19 protein-coding genes and 1 tRNA gene are annotated in these 15,022 nt (G+C 59.1%); 8 read left to right on the plus strand and 12 right to left on the minus strand.

Annotation, left to right across the window (positions count from 1 at the left end):
• Window positions 1–87: 87 nt before the first annotated feature.
• Window positions 88–369, minus strand: coding sequence for a DUF2249 domain-containing protein (locus AFIDRAFT_RS02210; protein ID WP_009337396.1), 282 nt, complete (start codon window positions 367–369; stop codon window positions 88–90).
• Complete coding sequence (locus AFIDRAFT_RS02215) at window positions 350–763, minus strand: hypothetical protein (protein WP_040297725.1); 414 nt, start codon at window positions 761–763, stop codon at window positions 350–352. Before AFIDRAFT_RS02215 ends, AFIDRAFT_RS02210 begins: the two co-directional genes overlap by 20 nt.
• A gap of 153 nt (window positions 764–916) precedes the next feature.
• Between AFIDRAFT_RS02215 and AFIDRAFT_RS02220 the strand changes: the two genes are divergently transcribed.
• On the plus strand, window positions 917–1,237 hold the full coding sequence (locus tag AFIDRAFT_RS02220; protein WP_009337398.1) for a DUF6522 family protein: 321 nt from the start codon (window positions 917–919) through the stop codon (window positions 1,235–1,237).
• Between the two features lie 200 nt (window positions 1,238–1,437).
• On the opposite strand, the gene queD is transcribed toward AFIDRAFT_RS02220, so the two are convergent.
• The 3 genes from queD to AFIDRAFT_RS02235 all read right to left on the minus strand — a co-directional run bounded on the left by queD (window position 1,438) and on the right by AFIDRAFT_RS02235 (window position 3,226).
• A complete protein-coding gene (queD, locus tag AFIDRAFT_RS02225; protein ID WP_040297727.1) occupies window positions 1,438–1,806 on the minus strand; it encodes a 6-carboxytetrahydropterin synthase QueD in 369 nt (122 codons plus the stop codon).
• Between the two features lie 175 nt (window positions 1,807–1,981).
• Entirely contained in the window at window positions 1,982–2,467 is a 486-nt protein-coding gene (locus AFIDRAFT_RS02230) for a pseudoazurin (RefSeq protein ID WP_009337401.1), read from the minus strand.
• 96 nt (window positions 2,468–2,563) lie between these two features.
• Entirely contained in the window at window positions 2,564–3,226 is a 663-nt protein-coding gene (locus tag AFIDRAFT_RS02235; protein ID WP_009337402.1) for an alternative oxidase, read from the minus strand.
• 275 nt (window positions 3,227–3,501) lie between these two features.
• Between AFIDRAFT_RS02235 and AFIDRAFT_RS02240 the strand changes: the two genes are divergently transcribed.
• Window positions 3,502–4,200, plus strand: coding sequence for a Crp/Fnr family transcriptional regulator (locus AFIDRAFT_RS02240; protein WP_009337403.1), 699 nt, complete (start codon window positions 3,502–3,504; stop codon window positions 4,198–4,200).
• 23 nt (window positions 4,201–4,223) lie between these two features.
• Here the strand turns inward: AFIDRAFT_RS02240 and AFIDRAFT_RS19945 are convergent, their stop codons facing one another.
• From AFIDRAFT_RS19945 to AFIDRAFT_RS02250, 3 genes are read right to left on the minus strand one after another with little or no spacing between them, the layout of a single operon-like run.
• The gene (locus tag AFIDRAFT_RS19945) at window positions 4,224–4,379 is read right to left on the minus strand and encodes a hypothetical protein (RefSeq protein ID WP_009337404.1); all 156 of its coding nucleotides are present in this window, start codon (window positions 4,377–4,379) and stop codon (window positions 4,224–4,226) included.
• Window positions 4,376–4,678 (minus strand): cytochrome C oxidase subunit IV family protein, encoded by a 303-nt coding sequence (locus AFIDRAFT_RS02245; RefSeq protein WP_245258100.1) that lies wholly within the window; start codon window positions 4,676–4,678, stop codon window positions 4,376–4,378. Before AFIDRAFT_RS02245 ends, AFIDRAFT_RS19945 begins: the two co-directional genes overlap by 4 nt.
• Window positions 4,679–4,686: 8 nt before the next feature.
• On the minus strand, window positions 4,687–5,271 hold the full coding sequence (locus tag AFIDRAFT_RS02250) for a cytochrome c oxidase subunit 3 (RefSeq protein ID WP_244469034.1): 585 nt from the start codon (window positions 5,269–5,271) through the stop codon (window positions 4,687–4,689).
• A gap of 223 nt (window positions 5,272–5,494) precedes the next feature.
• Here AFIDRAFT_RS02250 and AFIDRAFT_RS02255 point away from each other — a divergent pair, with 223 nt between their 5' ends.
• The 4 genes from AFIDRAFT_RS02255 to AFIDRAFT_RS02270 are packed head-to-tail and all read left to right on the plus strand — an operon-like array spanning window position 5,495 to window position 10,060.
• Window positions 5,495–5,947, plus strand: a complete 453-nt coding sequence (locus AFIDRAFT_RS02255; RefSeq protein WP_009337407.1) for a c-type cytochrome — start codon at window positions 5,495–5,497, stop codon at window positions 5,945–5,947.
• Between the two features lie 13 nt (window positions 5,948–5,960).
• Window positions 5,961–7,310, plus strand: a complete 1,350-nt coding sequence (locus AFIDRAFT_RS02260) for a cbb3-type cytochrome c oxidase subunit I (RefSeq protein ID WP_009337408.1) — start codon at window positions 5,961–5,963, stop codon at window positions 7,308–7,310.
• Between the two features lie 28 nt (window positions 7,311–7,338).
• Window positions 7,339–8,148, plus strand: coding sequence for a CbbQ/NirQ/NorQ/GpvN family protein (locus tag AFIDRAFT_RS02265; protein ID WP_009337409.1), 810 nt, complete (start codon window positions 7,339–7,341; stop codon window positions 8,146–8,148).
• A 7-nt stretch (window positions 8,149–8,155) separates the two neighbouring features.
• On the plus strand, window positions 8,156–10,060 hold the full coding sequence (locus AFIDRAFT_RS02270) for a nitric oxide reductase activation protein NorD (RefSeq protein ID WP_009337410.1): 1,905 nt from the start codon (window positions 8,156–8,158) through the stop codon (window positions 10,058–10,060).
• A 74-nt stretch (window positions 10,061–10,134) separates the two neighbouring features.
• Here the strand turns inward: AFIDRAFT_RS02270 and AFIDRAFT_RS02275 are convergent, their stop codons facing one another.
• The 3 genes from AFIDRAFT_RS02275 to AFIDRAFT_RS02285 all read right to left on the minus strand — a co-directional run bounded on the left by AFIDRAFT_RS02275 (window position 10,135) and on the right by AFIDRAFT_RS02285 (window position 12,805).
• Window positions 10,135–11,076: an SUMF1/EgtB/PvdO family nonheme iron enzyme gene (locus AFIDRAFT_RS02275; RefSeq protein ID WP_009337411.1), complete on the minus strand. Its 942-nt coding sequence runs from the start codon at window positions 11,074–11,076 to the stop codon at window positions 10,135–10,137.
• 7 nt (window positions 11,077–11,083) lie between these two features.
• The gene (gene nirK / locus AFIDRAFT_RS02280; protein ID WP_009337412.1) at window positions 11,084–12,211 is read right to left on the minus strand and encodes a copper-containing nitrite reductase; all 1,128 of its coding nucleotides are present in this window, start codon (window positions 12,209–12,211) and stop codon (window positions 11,084–11,086) included.
• A gap of 519 nt (window positions 12,212–12,730) precedes the next feature.
• A tRNA-Val gene (locus AFIDRAFT_RS02285) sits at window positions 12,731–12,805 on the minus strand.
• Between the two features lie 147 nt (window positions 12,806–12,952).
• Between AFIDRAFT_RS02285 and AFIDRAFT_RS02290 the strand changes: the two genes are divergently transcribed.
• Window positions 12,953–13,405 carry a DMT family transporter gene (locus AFIDRAFT_RS02290; protein ID WP_040297729.1) on the plus strand — a complete coding sequence of 151 codons (453 nt, stop codon included), beginning with the start codon at window positions 12,953–12,955 and terminating at the stop codon, window positions 13,403–13,405.
• 3 nt (window positions 13,406–13,408) lie between these two features.
• Here AFIDRAFT_RS02290 and cpdR read toward each other — a convergent pair whose 3' ends face one another.
• Complete coding sequence (gene cpdR / locus AFIDRAFT_RS02295) at window positions 13,409–13,777, minus strand: cell cycle two-component system response regulator CpdR (protein ID WP_002718512.1); 369 nt, start codon at window positions 13,775–13,777, stop codon at window positions 13,409–13,411.
• Window positions 13,778–13,964: 187 nt separating this feature from the next.
• Here cpdR and AFIDRAFT_RS02300 point away from each other — a divergent pair, with 187 nt between their 5' ends.
• Window positions 13,965–14,852, plus strand: a complete 888-nt coding sequence (locus tag AFIDRAFT_RS02300; RefSeq protein ID WP_197083237.1) for an N-formylglutamate amidohydrolase — start codon at window positions 13,965–13,967, stop codon at window positions 14,850–14,852.
• Window positions 14,853–15,022: the final 170 nt, after the last annotated feature.

A 15,022-nucleotide genomic window follows, 5' to 3' on the forward strand; every position in this document is an offset into this window, starting at 1 on the left:
GGCACCTGGCGAAGTCCCTGCCGATCAGCGCCTCCAGAGAGCTCCATTCCGCTTCGCTATCAGGCAGCACGTACCGATGCGAGTTGCTTAACATTCCGGCCTCCCATCCTCGCGGGCACCTTCGTGCGCAAGCTGACGCAGGCGAACGCGCCAGCGATCGGGGCCTTGTTCCAGATAAGACCACCCGCATCGTGAACCATGAGATGCCTCCAACTGCATGCGCAGCCGCCTGGGATCGTGGTCAACGACGATCTGCAACGACTGATCCGGCGTCAGATGTTCGAACAGGCGGAACAGGATTGCATGACGGTGTGGCGGCTCGATGTCGAGAACGTTGATCACCCGCTCGTCAATGCGCGGTTCGGTCATGTCCGGCCTCCTTGGAAGCGATAGCCGACGCAGGATGATCGGCCTTCCATTCGAGCTCGAGAAACAGCGCTTCGACGTGGCGGATCAGCTGTTCCGCCTCGTCAGGCCCAAGCAACCGCTGCAAAGCGGCATGGAAGTATGGCTTGAGGATCTTCCCGGTCACGCCGCGTTCGGCGCACATCAAATCGACGATGTTGCGTGCCAGTGACGAAAGTCCGCCCGTCGTAGTTGGGTTCAGAATGATGTTGAGTTCGCGCTCCACCTGGGCCCAGTTGGCGCGCGAAATGTGCGTCAGCACGTTGCTGATGTGCGGATGCCCGCGAAAGACAGCAAAAATACGGAACGCAAGCTCCGCCGTTGAAAGACGGGCGGGCGTCGCAAGGCTGCGATCCATTGACGGCGGCGATGGGAGCGTCTGACAAAGAGCCGGGCTATGCGCGGAACGGGACCCCGTCTGCATTTCCATATGAATGGTCACGGTTGATCTCCTGCCTAAAAGATGTACTTTAAGTATATCTTTTATGGTGTTTTGGCAAGGAGAAATGCAATGGCCAAGGGTCTCAAGGAGAACGGCCTGGCGGCAACCCACCAGGGCGCAGTCGACATCCGCGACGATACATTCATGGTGGACGCAGCGCTTATCGGCGAACTGCTGGGTCTTTCTGCCTCACGCGTGCAGCTCCTGATGCGCCAGGGAGACATCACCAGCGTCTGCGAGCGTGGATTCGAAGAACACGCCGGAGAATTCCGCCTCAGCTTCTTTTACAGCAATCGCCGCGCGCGCCTGAGCACGGATCTGGAAGGCCGCATATTGCGCAAGTCGATCATCGCCTTCGGCGACCGCCCGCTGTCAGAGACGCCAGCCTGAAACAGATGCCGCGGAATTTCCTGCTCTCACAAAACAGGGAATTTTGCTGAACCGAACAATGAATTGCACCCGGAGCATCTGGCTTTTGTTTCTCCAAATGCCAGCACCAAAGCCACCGCTGACCACCGCCAACACTTATCTCAATTTGCAATCGGGCAGGGTCAACGCGTTTACGTTGTGCCGAGAGTCAGAAATCTTGCTCATACGATTGGATCGAGCCCATCGTATTCCGCCCAGCAATCGGGCGTCTCGTAGACTCTGACGCTGAAAAGTTGCGGCAGTCGTTGTTTTGCCTTCTCCCATATCCAGATGGCGATGTTTTCGGCCGTGGGATTTTCCAATCCAGGGACATCATTCAGACAATTATGATCGAGCCTCTTGAGAAGCGGCTCAAACGCTTCTTCCACATCGAAAAAGTCGACCACGAATCCTGTATGCGGATCGGTGGATCCGTTCAGAACCACCTCTATCCGGTAGGAATGACCGTGCATCCGATGGCAGCGATGGGCCGGCGAAACATTGGGAAGCCGGTGCGCGGCTTCAAATCTGAATGCCTGGGATATTTTCATCGGACACCAAAATGTTGTGATAACCCGCGCACGGATTCTTCCGAGCCGGCGGCTGACGTGGAATCAGATTAATGCCGCCCATAATATAATGGGCGGACGCCTGACGCCCGCCCATTCCGCTCCTGATTATCGACGATCCCGGCAACCGCCGATGATCGGCCTTGCGTAAATACGCTCAGCGAACCGCCGCGCTCTTTATCGATGATGGGCCTTCCGCCCGCTGAGACTGATCCAGAAGCGCCGCCATCCGCTTGGCCGGGGCTGGCGGAATCTTCACCTGCCGGACCGCATCGAGATTCGGCGCAGCGTTTCCGACCGCGATCAGACCCACCATTCCCATCCCGAAATGCGGAAGACAACGATAGCCATAGAGACCCGGCGTCTGGAAAGTGACTTTCAGCTCCTCTGAAAGCTTGCCCTTAAAAGGTTGCGCTCCATCCGGAAGCATGCCGGGAATCGTTTCCGCATCATGCCCCTTGTCCGTAGGGATGAAGCGGACCGTATCTCCCGGCTGAACGCGGAGAAAGGCGGGCTCAAACATCATGACCTGCCCATCCGATCCCTTGTTCAACATCTTGACCTCAAACTCTGCCGCCTGGGCAGAAATTGAGAGCAAAACAGCACTCACGACTCCAAGCGTCAACGCACAATACTTTTTCATGATTCGACTCCGTTGTCGTCACAACCGTGACTTCGGCGTCGCTGCTAGCGCGATTTCCGATGAGCGTTTTTGTTCTAGAGCAAGCTGCGCGACGAATCAGGAAATGCTGCTGATGCGATCGGGGAATGTCTGTCCCTGCATGAGTGCATCGGCAAAAGCGTGATGGAGATCGCGGTGAATTGCCTCATCTTCCAGCATCGACGCGATCATATCGCGAACCTGCGCATCGGGCGCCAATGCCCAATAGGCAATCGCCAATGCCGGAGCCGGCTGCATCGCGCGCTCGCCGGATTCGATTTGCGACAGATACTTTGAATACCCCTGAACCGCCTGCTCGGCAAAATACGCGGCCAGACGATGGGCCGTCCCGGCCGAGATGAGGTACAGAAAAAAATAGGCATTATAGAAAATACCTTGCACGAGAACGATCAGGAAGCGTTCCCACGCATTTGGCTTCGCCAGCGCCACAAACGCCATGAGATGCGTGCGCTGGCTTTCCGCCTCATCCATGAATGTCCGAACCCATCCGCCGTCGTCGAGCATCCGCCGCAAGCACTTGAGGTGGAGCAGGGTTGCCACAACCATCGGCGGCACGGCTGTCACCGTCTCCAGAACAATGACCTGATCGCCGTAGCGGCTATTGAAAAAAGTATTCCCTGCCATCCATGCAACCAGCCGCGCCAGGCCAAATGCAATTCGGTCGGGGATTCTCTCGGGAGTATGATGGCGAAGCAGGTTCGTCTTATCGATATTGAGCATATCTCGTACCTGCTGCCGTAGCCCTGAGGCCGGTTGAGGCGATCTTCCTTGCGGACACAGCCATGCCGGGCCCGCATTCTAAAACCTGACCTGTTGCAAACAGCCGGTCTTTGTTCTGGCGCAAAGAGCTTCACTCAAATATCGGCCCCAATCTGCGCGCCCCCTCAATTACGAGGCCATATTATTGCGTTAGCGCAATCAATCGAACATCGGAGTGAAGTACATTGCGGCGGTGATCATTCATCATCAGACCTGAAACCGACGAAGCCCGTCACATGGCGCATCATTCCGACCTCAATATTCTCGGTCGGACCGAGTTGTTCCGTGATGTAACTCCGGCGACATTGATCGAGATTCAATCTGCGGGGTTTCGCACCAAGCTCGCCAGCGGCGAGGTGCTATTCCAGCAGGGCGACAGTGCATCATCCCTGTTCAGCGTCATTGCAGGTCGCCTTCGCGCCACCCAAACGACTCCGGACGGTCAGCAGATCATCATCCGCTATCTCGCTCCGGGGGAAATGGCCGGTCACGCCACTCTCGCCCGTGGCGTTGTCCATCCCAGCACGGTCACAGCCGTTGACGATTCTCATTTAGTCGGCTGGAGCAGCGAAACGATCTGGAAAATCATGGAACAGCACCCGGCTGTCACCATGAACGCGCTTGCCGTGCTGTCGGCGCGCTACCATGAAATCCAGCTTCGGCTTCTTGAGCTTTCGACCGAGAAAGTCGAACGTCGCATCGGCCATACCGTCCTGAGGCTGGCAAATCAGGCAGGCCGCCGTACCGCACGCGGGATTGAAATAGCGTTCCCTCTATCTCGCCAGGATCTCGCCGAGATGGCCGGCACGACACTTCATACAGTCAGCAGGATCCTCAGCAGATGGGAGGACCTTGGTATCGTCGATTGCGGGCGACGTCAGGTGGTCGTGTGCAAACCGAACATGCTGGAAACTATTTCCGACGAACCGAGCTAGCCAATGCACCCCTCCTTCCACTTCTACTGTGAAAGAAAAAGCATTGTCGCGATGGCAACTGACATAAAAGCAGCTGCAAAAGCTCCCGGAAGATTCATCGCGCCCTTGCGATACATGAAGACGATAAAGGCAAGAATCGCCGGAGTGGAAATGACCAATCCGAGCTGTGCTTCATTCATCGTATGGCCTCATAGCTCAGGAGTATGCATCCCCCATGCGCAAGGGTGCAGCCAATGGCATGAATGGCGAGAACCGATCCGCCGAGCATGACCAGATAAATCGAGAACAACAGCCGCCATCCGCGTGAGCTCGAACGCAGATCCAGAAAATAATTCAGGATCGCCGAGGCTTTGAAGCCCGCGACCGCCAGAATCAACGCGGCTTGAATCATGAATGGCAGCAGGCGGCCTTGCGATGCGCCCACGCTCATCGTTGCGATCGTCAACGCGACCAGCACAATCCAGATTTTTGTCAGCACCGCCACTGTCAATGCAACAGGTAGACGATCGGGTAAATCAGCACCCAGATCATATCGAGCATGTGCCAGAAGGCCGCCCCTGTTTCCATATTCTCCACGCTGTTGGCGAAGAAGACGATTCCAAGGATCAGAAGGCCGAGAACGATATGCAACGCGTGAAAGCCGGTGATCATAAAGTACAGTCTGAAGAACGTATTGGTTTCGATACCAATTCCTTCGTTGAAAAGCTGCGTGTACTCCACACCCTTGATCGCGAGGAAGATTGTTCCAAGCACCATCCCGGCAGCAAGGAACAACCTGCCCGGCCCGTTGTGCCGCCGTTGAAAAACAGCGGCAGCGACGAGAAAGCCGCTGGTCACCAGTACAAGCGTATTGATTCCGGCAAGCAACGCACTGAGGTGGAATCGCGAGTTGTCGAATAATTGCGGATCCAGCACACGCGCGACGGAAAAGCCAACAAGAAACACCCCGAATACGGCGATCTCTCCGAGGATCAGAATCCACATCATTGGATTGCCAGGCAGCGCAGACAACGGCCCCCAGTCAGCGGGCGCCACCGCCACCTCCACGTTGTCATTCGAGCGCTGGATCAAGCCTGTCTCCACCATGTCAAAACAATCGCATCGCGAAAACCCGGATCGGGTTGCGCGCAAATGACATGAAGCTCGACTTCCCTCGCCTTCCTTGTTCTGGCGCAAAGAGCGAAGCAAATTTTTACCTATATTCCGGCCGCGTCGGACAACCGCTCCGGCAAATGAACACTGACGCCGCAGAACGACATACGGGTCTCTGCTTACACAAAGGAACGGCTGTTCAATGAGTGAGAGATTTACCAAAGCGGCCGCCAGAAATATTTTCTATGGGGGCTCGATCTTCTTTTTTATCGTCTTCATAGGCCTGACAGCACAGACGCACTACTACATCCGCACATCCAGCACAGACGAGGCAACGCTGACGGATAGCGTTCAGCGCGGCAAGCACGTGTGGGAGAAGAATGCGTGCATCAACTGCCACACCCTGCTTGGCGAAGGCGCTTATTTCGCCCCTGAACTCGGAAACGTCTGGGTGCGCTATGGCGGCCGCGAGGATCCCACCGGCGCACGGGAAGCGCTGACGGCCTGGATGCACTCGCAGCCGAGCGGCATCGAAGGACGCCGGCAGATGCCGGATTTTCACCTGACCGATCAGGAAGTGAACGATCTGATCGATTTCCTGGAATTTACCAGCCGCGTCAAAACGCAAGGCTGGCCGCCGAAGACCTCGGGCTGAGGAGCCAAAGACAATGAAATATCCAACTCAACGGGTCGCTCTGGCCTACTTCACCTGCGCCATGATTCTGTTCGGCGTGCAGATCATATTCGGCACATTGGCGGGCACCGTCTATGTCTTCCCGAATTTCCTCGCCAACATCATCCCCTTCAACGTCTTGCGCATGATCCACACCAATGCGCTGATCGTGTGGTTGCTGATGGGATTTTTCGGCTGCGGCTATTACCTCATTCCCGAGGAGGCCGAACGCGACATCGAGAGCCCGTTCCTTGCCTATGTGCAGCTTGGGCTCCTGATGTTCGGTGCGCTGGCGGCGGTCGCCGGCTATCTTCTGGGCGTCCATGAAGGGCGCGAATTCCTTGAGCAGCCGCTCTGGATCAAGGGCGCGATCGTCGTGGTGGCGCTGATCTATCTCTACAACGTCTCAATGACGATCCTGAAGGGCCGCAAGACCGCGATTGGCAACGTGCTGCTGCTCGGCATGTGGGGCATCGCGGTGTTCTGGCTGTTCGCCTTCTACAATCCGGGCAACATCGCGCTCGACAAGGTCTACTGGTGGTACGTCGTCCACCTCTGGGTCGAGGGCGTGTGGGAGCTCGTGATGGCATCCGTGCTCGCCTTCCTGATGATCAAGATGACCGGCGTCGATCGCGAAGTGATCGAGAAGTGGCTCTACGCCATCGTCGGCCTGGCACTGTTTTCCGGCCTGCTGGGCACCGGACATCATTATTACTGGATCGGCGCGCCGGGCTACTGGCAATGGATCGGCAGCATCTTCTCGACCTTCGAGGTCGCGCCGTTCTTCGCCATGGTGATCTTCGCCTTCAATATGGTCTGGAAGGGCCGCCGCGACCATCCCAACAAGGCAGCGATGCTGTGGTCGCTCGGTTGCACCGTCGGCGCATTCTTCGGAGCCGGCGTGTGGGGCTTCATGCACACGCTGTCCTTCATCAACTATTACAGCCACGGCACCCAGGTCACTGCAGCCCACGGCCACCTCGCCTTCTTCGGTGCCTATGTGATGCTCAATCTGGCGATGATCTCCTACGCCATGCCTTATTTGCGCAACCGGAAGCCCTACAACCAAGTGCTCAATATGTGGAGCTTCTGGATCATGACGTCTGCCATGGCGTTCATGACTTTCACCCTGACCTTCGCCGGTGTCGTGCAAGTGCACCTGCAGCGCGTGCTGGGCATGAGCTACATGGAGGTGCAGGACCAACTTGTGCTGTTCTACTGGATGCGCCTCGGCTCCGGAGTGTTCGTCCTGATCTCGTGCCTGCTGTTCCTTTACTCAATCTTCGGACCGGTGAAGGAGGAGCAGCCAGCTCACATCAGCATGCCGCTGCAGGCGGCCAAGTAACGGCTTCAATGCCACAAGGAATACTTCCATGCTGAAGAGCGTCAACACTGCGGAAAAAGAACCTGACTTGCCGTTCTATGCACCGACCGGCTCGGAATGCGAGATTTTCGAACACGCTTACCGCAATCACCTGCCGGTCCTGCTCAAAGGACCGACAGGCTGCGGGAAAACCCGCTTCGTCGCCCATATGGCGGCGCGGCTCGGCCGGCCTCTTTATACTGTGTCGTGTCATGACGACCTGACCGCCGCCGACCTGACCGGCCGCTATCTCCTGAAAGGTGGCGATACCGTCTGGGCGGACGGCCCTCTCACGCGCGCCGTGCGCGAAGGTGCGATCTGTTATCTCGATGAGGTCGTCGAAGCGCGCAAGGACGTCACGGTCGTTCTGCATCCCGTCACAGACGACCGGCGCACATTGCCGCTCGAGCGCACCGGCGAATTGCTGCAGGCTCCACCTGAGTTCATGCTCGTGGCCTCCTATAATCCCGGCTACCAGAATGTGCTGAAAACATTGAAACCAAGCACGCGACAGCGTTTTCTGTCCATGGAGTTCGGCTTTCCCACGCTGGAAGTCGAGGCCGCGATCGTTTCTCATGAAAGCGGCCTGCCGCAGGACCGCTGCATTCCTCTGGTCAAGGTCGCCCAGGCGCTTCGCGGCCTGAAGGGACAGGACATCGAGGAAGGCGCTTCGACGCGGCTGGTGGTTTACTGCGCCGTGCTGATCCGCGACCGCGTGGATTACGACACCGCGCTGCGCGTCGCCCTGATCGAGCCGCTATCCGACGATCCGGAAATCGTGGATGGATTGAAGCGCGTCGCGCAGATCGCACTGGGATAGTCTTCCAATGTCACTCTTCGAGCCGGAAGAGACGATCGGGCGATACTGGCATCGTCTGATCGGCTCGTCCCGCAGCTATCGCGGCTATCCCGACGCGGCTGTGACGCTCGACAGCATGCGCACACGCATCGGGTTGTTGTTCCGGGCCTTCGGAGGCGATGGCGCCATTCGCATCGTGGCAGGCGCCGCAACTCATTCCCGGCACAGGCTGAGCCTCAAGCAGGCCGTGGGTCTCGGAACAGAGGCGCTGGAGCGCCCGACACTCGATACCAGCACGCTGCGCCTGCCTGCACGGATCGATCTGTTCCCCGACAGACGCGACAACGAGGCGCTCTATGAATGGCTGGCCGCATGGTTCGCCCATGCCACGGAGCCGCGTCATCACAGCGACCCGTTGCGGAGCGACCTTTATCGTCTGCAAGCGGCGCTACGGACAACGCGCGCGGCGCTCGCTGCATGGCCGGGCCTCGCACCAATCTACGCACGATTGCGAGCCGCAACGCTGCAGGTGAGGCCCAGGCGCGGATTGCCCAAGATGGAGGCCGAGATCGAGGCGGCTATCATCAGCCTGCTGAACGCGGCCACACCGGAGCATGACGGAATCCTGCAGGCCATCGCCACGAATACCCAATTCGATACATTTGTCGCGCCGCGCGGTTACCGGACATGGTTGCCGGTGCCGATGTGGGGTGAGATCGCCGCCGATGGCGCCGGCACGCCCGATACCGAGGCCGACGATTCCGGCGGCGATGCCATTACCCCCGATGCAAAGCGACGCACCGGCATCAGGAAATCGACCGACCGCAGCGACAGGGGCGATCCACTGATGTTGCATCGTTTCGAGACCATTTTCAGCCTTGCCGAAATGATCAACGTCAACCGCGAGGTCGAGGACGACGACGAGGACTCCGCTCGCCAGGCCGCCGAGGACACGCCGGAGCTGACGATCGGCTCCAACAAGAAGAACCCTGCAACGCGCCTGAAAATCGATCTCGATCTGGCGCCGCGCGAGGCAGAAACAACGCCTCTGATTGCGGAACGGGTTTATCCGGAGTGGGACTGGAAGCGGCAAGCCTACCGCCCCGATTATTGCCGGGTAATCGCCGGGCCCGCCCCGGAAGAAGGCGAAGACTGGTCGGCAGATCCCCTTACACAGCGGAATATCCGTTACGTGCGCCGTCAGTTCGAGGCCCTGCGGCCACGCCGCCAAACCATCCACGCCCAGCCCGACGGCGACGATCTCGATCTGTCCATGCTTGTCAGGACGATCGCCGACCGTCGCGCCGGCGAAGCCGGAACCGATCGCGTATTCATCGATGCGCGGCCGGCAGCGCGCGATCTCTCACTCGCCGTCCTGATGGACGTTTCGCTTTCAACCGACGCATGGATGCAGGATCGCCGGGTTCTTGATGTCGAGAAAGGCGCGCTGCTGGCGCTGACACATGGTCTCACGGCATGCGGCGACGAACACGCCATCTATACGTTCACCTCGCGACGCCGCACGAGCGTGACAGTCTCAACGATCAAGGAGTTTGACGAGCCTCTCGACCGGCGGATCATTCGCAGAATCGAAGCGTTGACGCCGGGGCAATATACCCGCATCGGAGCCGCCGTTCGCCATGTCACCACAGAACTGGCACAGCGGCCACAACGGCACAAGCTACTGTTGCTGCTGACCGATGGAAAGCCGAACGACATCGATCATTACGAAGGCCGCTACGGAATCGAGGATACCCGAATGGCGATTCGCGAAGCCCGAAAGGCCGGCTTGCGGGTGTTCGGCGTCACCATCGACGAGAACGCCCGCGATTACTTTCCGCATATCTTCGGGCGCGGCGCCTATTCGATCGTCCGGGACATCGCGCGACTTCCCGCAGCTCTGCCAGCGATCTACCGCCAGATTACGACATGACCCAGAACGCGCAACGTAACCGCGGCATTCCTTTTTGTATTTGATACGATAGCGCGGGGCCGTCAGCTCCCGTGTCAGGCCGCTGGCTTCAATTGCTCGAATGCGCGCCCCACCATACGCTTCAACCATGACCGGTCATCGCGAACGAGGCGAAATCCCAGATTATCGGGCGGCGTACCAGTGCTGCAACCGCCGCCTCGCGCATCGCGAATGAACGAGCTGACATAGCTGCGATGCGCACCCTGGACCACGCGCACGCCGCAGTTTGTCGTGGCCTCACCGACAGGGCGATTCTGGGAATCCAGATCGTGCCGGATGAAGCAGGTATCGGTCCATTCCCAGACATTTCCGGCAACATCCAGCAAGCCATGCTCGTTGATGCCAAAACTTCCGGTCGTACGCGGCCCGCGGTCACCATTGCGCTCGCGCGCGGATTCCTGCTCGTATTTGGCAAGCCAGCGCTGGCTGAAATCCGTCGTATCGGTTTCGATCGCATCGTCTTTGGCGCGCGATCCCGCGGCAAAGACCCATTCTTCGTCTGTCGGCAAGCGCCACACTTCGCCGGTCTTCCCGGACAGCCATTGCGCATAGGCGATGGCATCCTCCCAGCTTACGCCGGTCACCGGAACGTCGGATCGCAGCGAACCAGCCTGTGCGATCACCCGGCAAGCTCCATCCTGCACACAACGGCCGAAGTCCGCTTCGCTGACTTCTGCTTTCATGATGACCAGTGAATCCGGAAGTCGCGATCGAACCAACGGCGCGTTCACCGGCATCCGGTCGCGGCTGAAATCGCCAGCGACGCGATAGGAGAATTCCGCAGGCGCGAGCGTGACGGTTTCAATCGCGGTCACCGCCTGACCCGGAGCGCGATGAAAAGCGAAAGGCGCTCCGGCCGCAGCCAACGGCAAAAACGAGACCAGTGTGATTTTGAGAAGGGCTTTCGTCGAAAACAGCGTCAGCATGATATCGGCCCCATCGGCAGTTTCCCGAAGCGGGAAACTGCCTGCCTTCATTGCGCTATCAGATGTTCCCTTGAGGCCTTTGCAAGGCACCAAGCTTGTCGGCCGGCTTGATCGGAGACGGCGGCTGAACCTGCTTCATCAGATCGTCATCCCACTTGCCATCGACCTTGAATTGCGCGGTCGCGCCAAGCTCCACAGCCTCGATCAGGTTGTGATTCACATATGCGTAGATGCCCGGCTGGCGGAACGTGTAGAGCGCAGCTCCCGCAGAGCCTCCACGAATGAACCACGTCTCGAGATCCTTCTCGGGCGGATTGGCGAACTTGCCCGTCTCCCACACATAGTCTCCGTGCCCGCCGATCAGATGAGGCCGCGTGTCCCGGTTTGCCTGGGAATGGATGATCAGCACCCTCTCCCCGACTTTGGCCTGAAGGGCGTTCTTGCCGGTGAGCGAATCGACCCGGCCGTTGAACACTTCATGGGTGGGAATGAGCTTCCGCATCACTTCGACCGTGTCGGGATAGGAATCCCCCGCCGATGCATAGGTCTTGTACTTACCCTTGTCATCGCGCGGCACGTAGAAGTCCTGCTCACCGATGTAGTACGCCTTGTCGTAGTGCAGCGGCTTCCCGGTCTCGTCCTTCAGTCCATCGCGCGGCAGCACCATGACGGCACCGTTCATGCCGGAAACGACATGCCAGGGAATCATCGAGCCGCCCGGCGCGCAGTGATAGACGAACACGCCGGCACGAGTTGCCTTCCATCGCAACACCACCTGTTCGCCGGGGTTGATCAACGTCAACGCACCGCCGCCGAGCGCGCCAGTGGACGAATGGAAGTCGATGTTGTGCGCCAAAGTGTTGGTGCTGGGATTGATCAGCGTCAACTCGACATAGTCGCCCTGATGCACCACCATCATCGGGCCCGGCACCGAGCCATTGAAGGTCATGGCATGAATTTTGGTGCCGTCATTGTCGATGACCAGCTCCTTCTCCTGAACCTCCATCCTGAACTGGATGACGCTGGGAGGAGCCTTGGTGGCCTGTTCATGCGGATGAATGAAAGGCGGCGCGACCAGATTGACCTTGACGTGTGGCAGGGATGACAGTTCGTCCGCCAATGCCGGAGCTGTGACCAACAGTGCTGAAACGGCGGCGCAAGCGAGCATTGTACGGCGGGTAAGCATGATAACCTCCATCACGGCTTGAATTCCGTAATGGACAATCTGCCGTAAAGCCTCGCTCCTCTTTGTGGAGCGACAAACTCAAGCAAACTAAAACAATCATTCGTACGATATAATTTTACCGAAAGCCCCGATCGCCGCGCGAACATGAATTTGAATCAATGACTGCACGGCTGCATTCCCGACAGGGCACGCCGGACCATCATCAAAATTAAGAACGATCAACGCCTGCAATTGCGGCTTGATCCTCGTCAACGACAGGATCGCGGATGGTCTAAGACCAACAGACAATCGCCACCATAAAAAGGAGCGTTCAACGGCTCGCGCTCACCCGCGACATGGATCGGTTTACGCAACACACGATCCGCCACCTCATGGCAACGCACGTTCGCAGGTCGAGGGAAACGCCGGTTTCGTGGAAACGGCGGGACTTATGGCTCGGCCACGACGAGGGCCGAATGACCCGACGACCTGGAGGCAATCGGGATGTTACGAAAAGTCCCGGCGCTTAGCAGGGAAAGATGGTGGGCGCGACAGGGATCGAACCTGTGACCCCTTCCATGTCAAGGAAGTGCTCTCCCGCTGAGCTACGCGCCCGGTCCAACCCGGTCCATCTGTTCGGGAAGCCGACCCTATATCGATTTGGTCCCAGCGGCGCAAGCCGCGATGTCCGAAAGTCGCCTAGTCCCTGACCGCCACGGAAGGCCACTATTGGCCATCAAGCGGGATTCGTGGGGTATCAGCATGGGGATTCTGGAATTTCTCACTCTGGCGGCATTCGCCATCGTCGCCGGGGCGTCGATCGTTTTCCAGGCCGCCGTCAATGCCGACCTGCGCGCGGCCCTCAATTCCGCCTCGTGGGCGGCTTTCATCAGCTATGTCGGCGGCGCGATCGCGATGGCGGTGTACGTTTTCATCAGCGGCTCGTCCTGGCTGACGGGCGCCGATATCGCCAAAACCTCGTGGCTGTCATGGTTCGGCGGCCTGTTCGGCGCGGTCTATGTGGTGGCCGCGATCCTGCTTTTGCCGCGGCTCGGCGCGGCCACGCTGCTGGCGCTGTTCGTCACCGGCCAGATGCTGATGTCGGTCGCGCTCGACCATTACGGCATTCTCGGCGTGCCCCAGCACAGCATCGACCTGCCGCGGCTGGCCGGTTGCGCCCTCTTGGTGCTCGGGGTGGTGCTGATCCGGGCCTGACTCTCAGGCGGCCAGCATCTTGTTCACTTCGCTCACCAATTCGCGCAGATGCACAGGCTTGGCCAGCACCTTGGCGTTCTTGGGGGCTTCCGAATCGGAATTCAGCGCCACCGCAGCGAAGCCGGTGATGAACATGATTTTGATGTCGGGATCGAGTTCCGAGGCCCGGCGGGCGAGCTCGATCCCGTCCATTTCCGGCATCACGATATCGGTTAGAAGCATTTCAAAGGGTTCTTCCCGCAACCTCTGATAGGCTGACAGTCCGTTGTCGTAGGACGAGACCTGAAAACCGGCATTCTCCAGCGCTTTCACCAGAAAGCGGCGCATGTCGTTATCGTCTTCGGCCAGGAGAATTTTATGCTGGATATTCATGGCAGTCGGGAATCCGGGTTGGGAATTTCGGTTGGTTCCCCCATCTGACCGACAGAGGGTAAATTTCGGGTGAAGGTGCCCTCGCTCTTGCCCGAATGGAAGCCTTTATGGACAATCGGGATGCTGTAGAAAAGGGTGTCACAGCCGGCCACCGTGCCGAGGCGTGGCTACCCGAAGGAGCCCAATGATCGACGAGTTTGACGACGCAATTTCTCCTCCGTTCGAGATTCACGAACCGGAAACGTGGCGCGCCCCGATCATCTTCAACTCACCCCATTCCGGCTCGGTCTACCCGGCAGAATTCCTCGCCGCGACGCGCATCGACCACGACATGCTGCGCCGGTCGGAGGATTCCTTCATGGACGAGATCGTCGGCCACCTCGCCGACGAGGGCTTTCCGGTGATGCGGGTGCACTTTCCGCGCTGCTATGTCGACGTCAACCGCGAACCCTATGAACTCGATCCCCGGATGTTCGACGACCGGCTGCCGAGCTTCGCCAACACCCGCTCGATGCGGGTCGCGGGCGGGCTCGGGACCATTCCGCGCGTTATCGGCGACGGGCAGGAAATCTATCGCGAGCGGCTGTCGGTGAACGAGGCGCTGGCGCGGATCGACCTGCTCTACAAGCCCTATCATCGCGCGTTGCGGCGGCTCGCGACCAAGGCGCAGCAGTTGTTCGGCTACGCCATCGTCGCGGATTGCCACTCGATGCCATCCGTCGGCGTGTCGCGCGAGGACAAGCGCCGCCCCGACGTCGTGCTCGGCGACCGCTACGGCACCTCATGCGCGGCGGCGCTCGCCGATACGGTCGAGGACATCTTCACCAACCTCGGCTACAGCGTCGGGCGCAACAAGCCCTATGCCGGCGGCTTCATCACCGAGCATTACGGCAATCCCGCAAGCGGCCTGCATGCGATCCAGATCGAGCTCAACCGCGCGATCTACATGGACGAGCGGCGGCGCGAGCGTGGCCCGCAATTCCGGAAAGTGGCGGCCGATTTCTCCGCATTGGCGGAAGAACTGACAGCATTGCGTTTCGATGCATCCGGCCCGTTCGAGGCAGCGGCGGAATAAAGCCGATCCATCCCGACGCTCGGCGCGGCTCGAAGCGCATAATTCTGCGTGGCTGGCAGCGGGCTCGATAAAAAACATGCGGGCAAGAAAAAAGGCCACTCGCAAGCGAGTGGCCTAAGTCTAGGGAGGAAACGCCCAAGGAGGGCAGCAACAGCGCATCGCGCTATCGC

This window comes from Afipia sp. 1NLS2 (genome assembly GCF_000178995.1).
In the GTDB taxonomy this organism is placed as follows: Bacteria; Pseudomonadota; Alphaproteobacteria; order Rhizobiales; family Xanthobacteraceae; genus Afipia.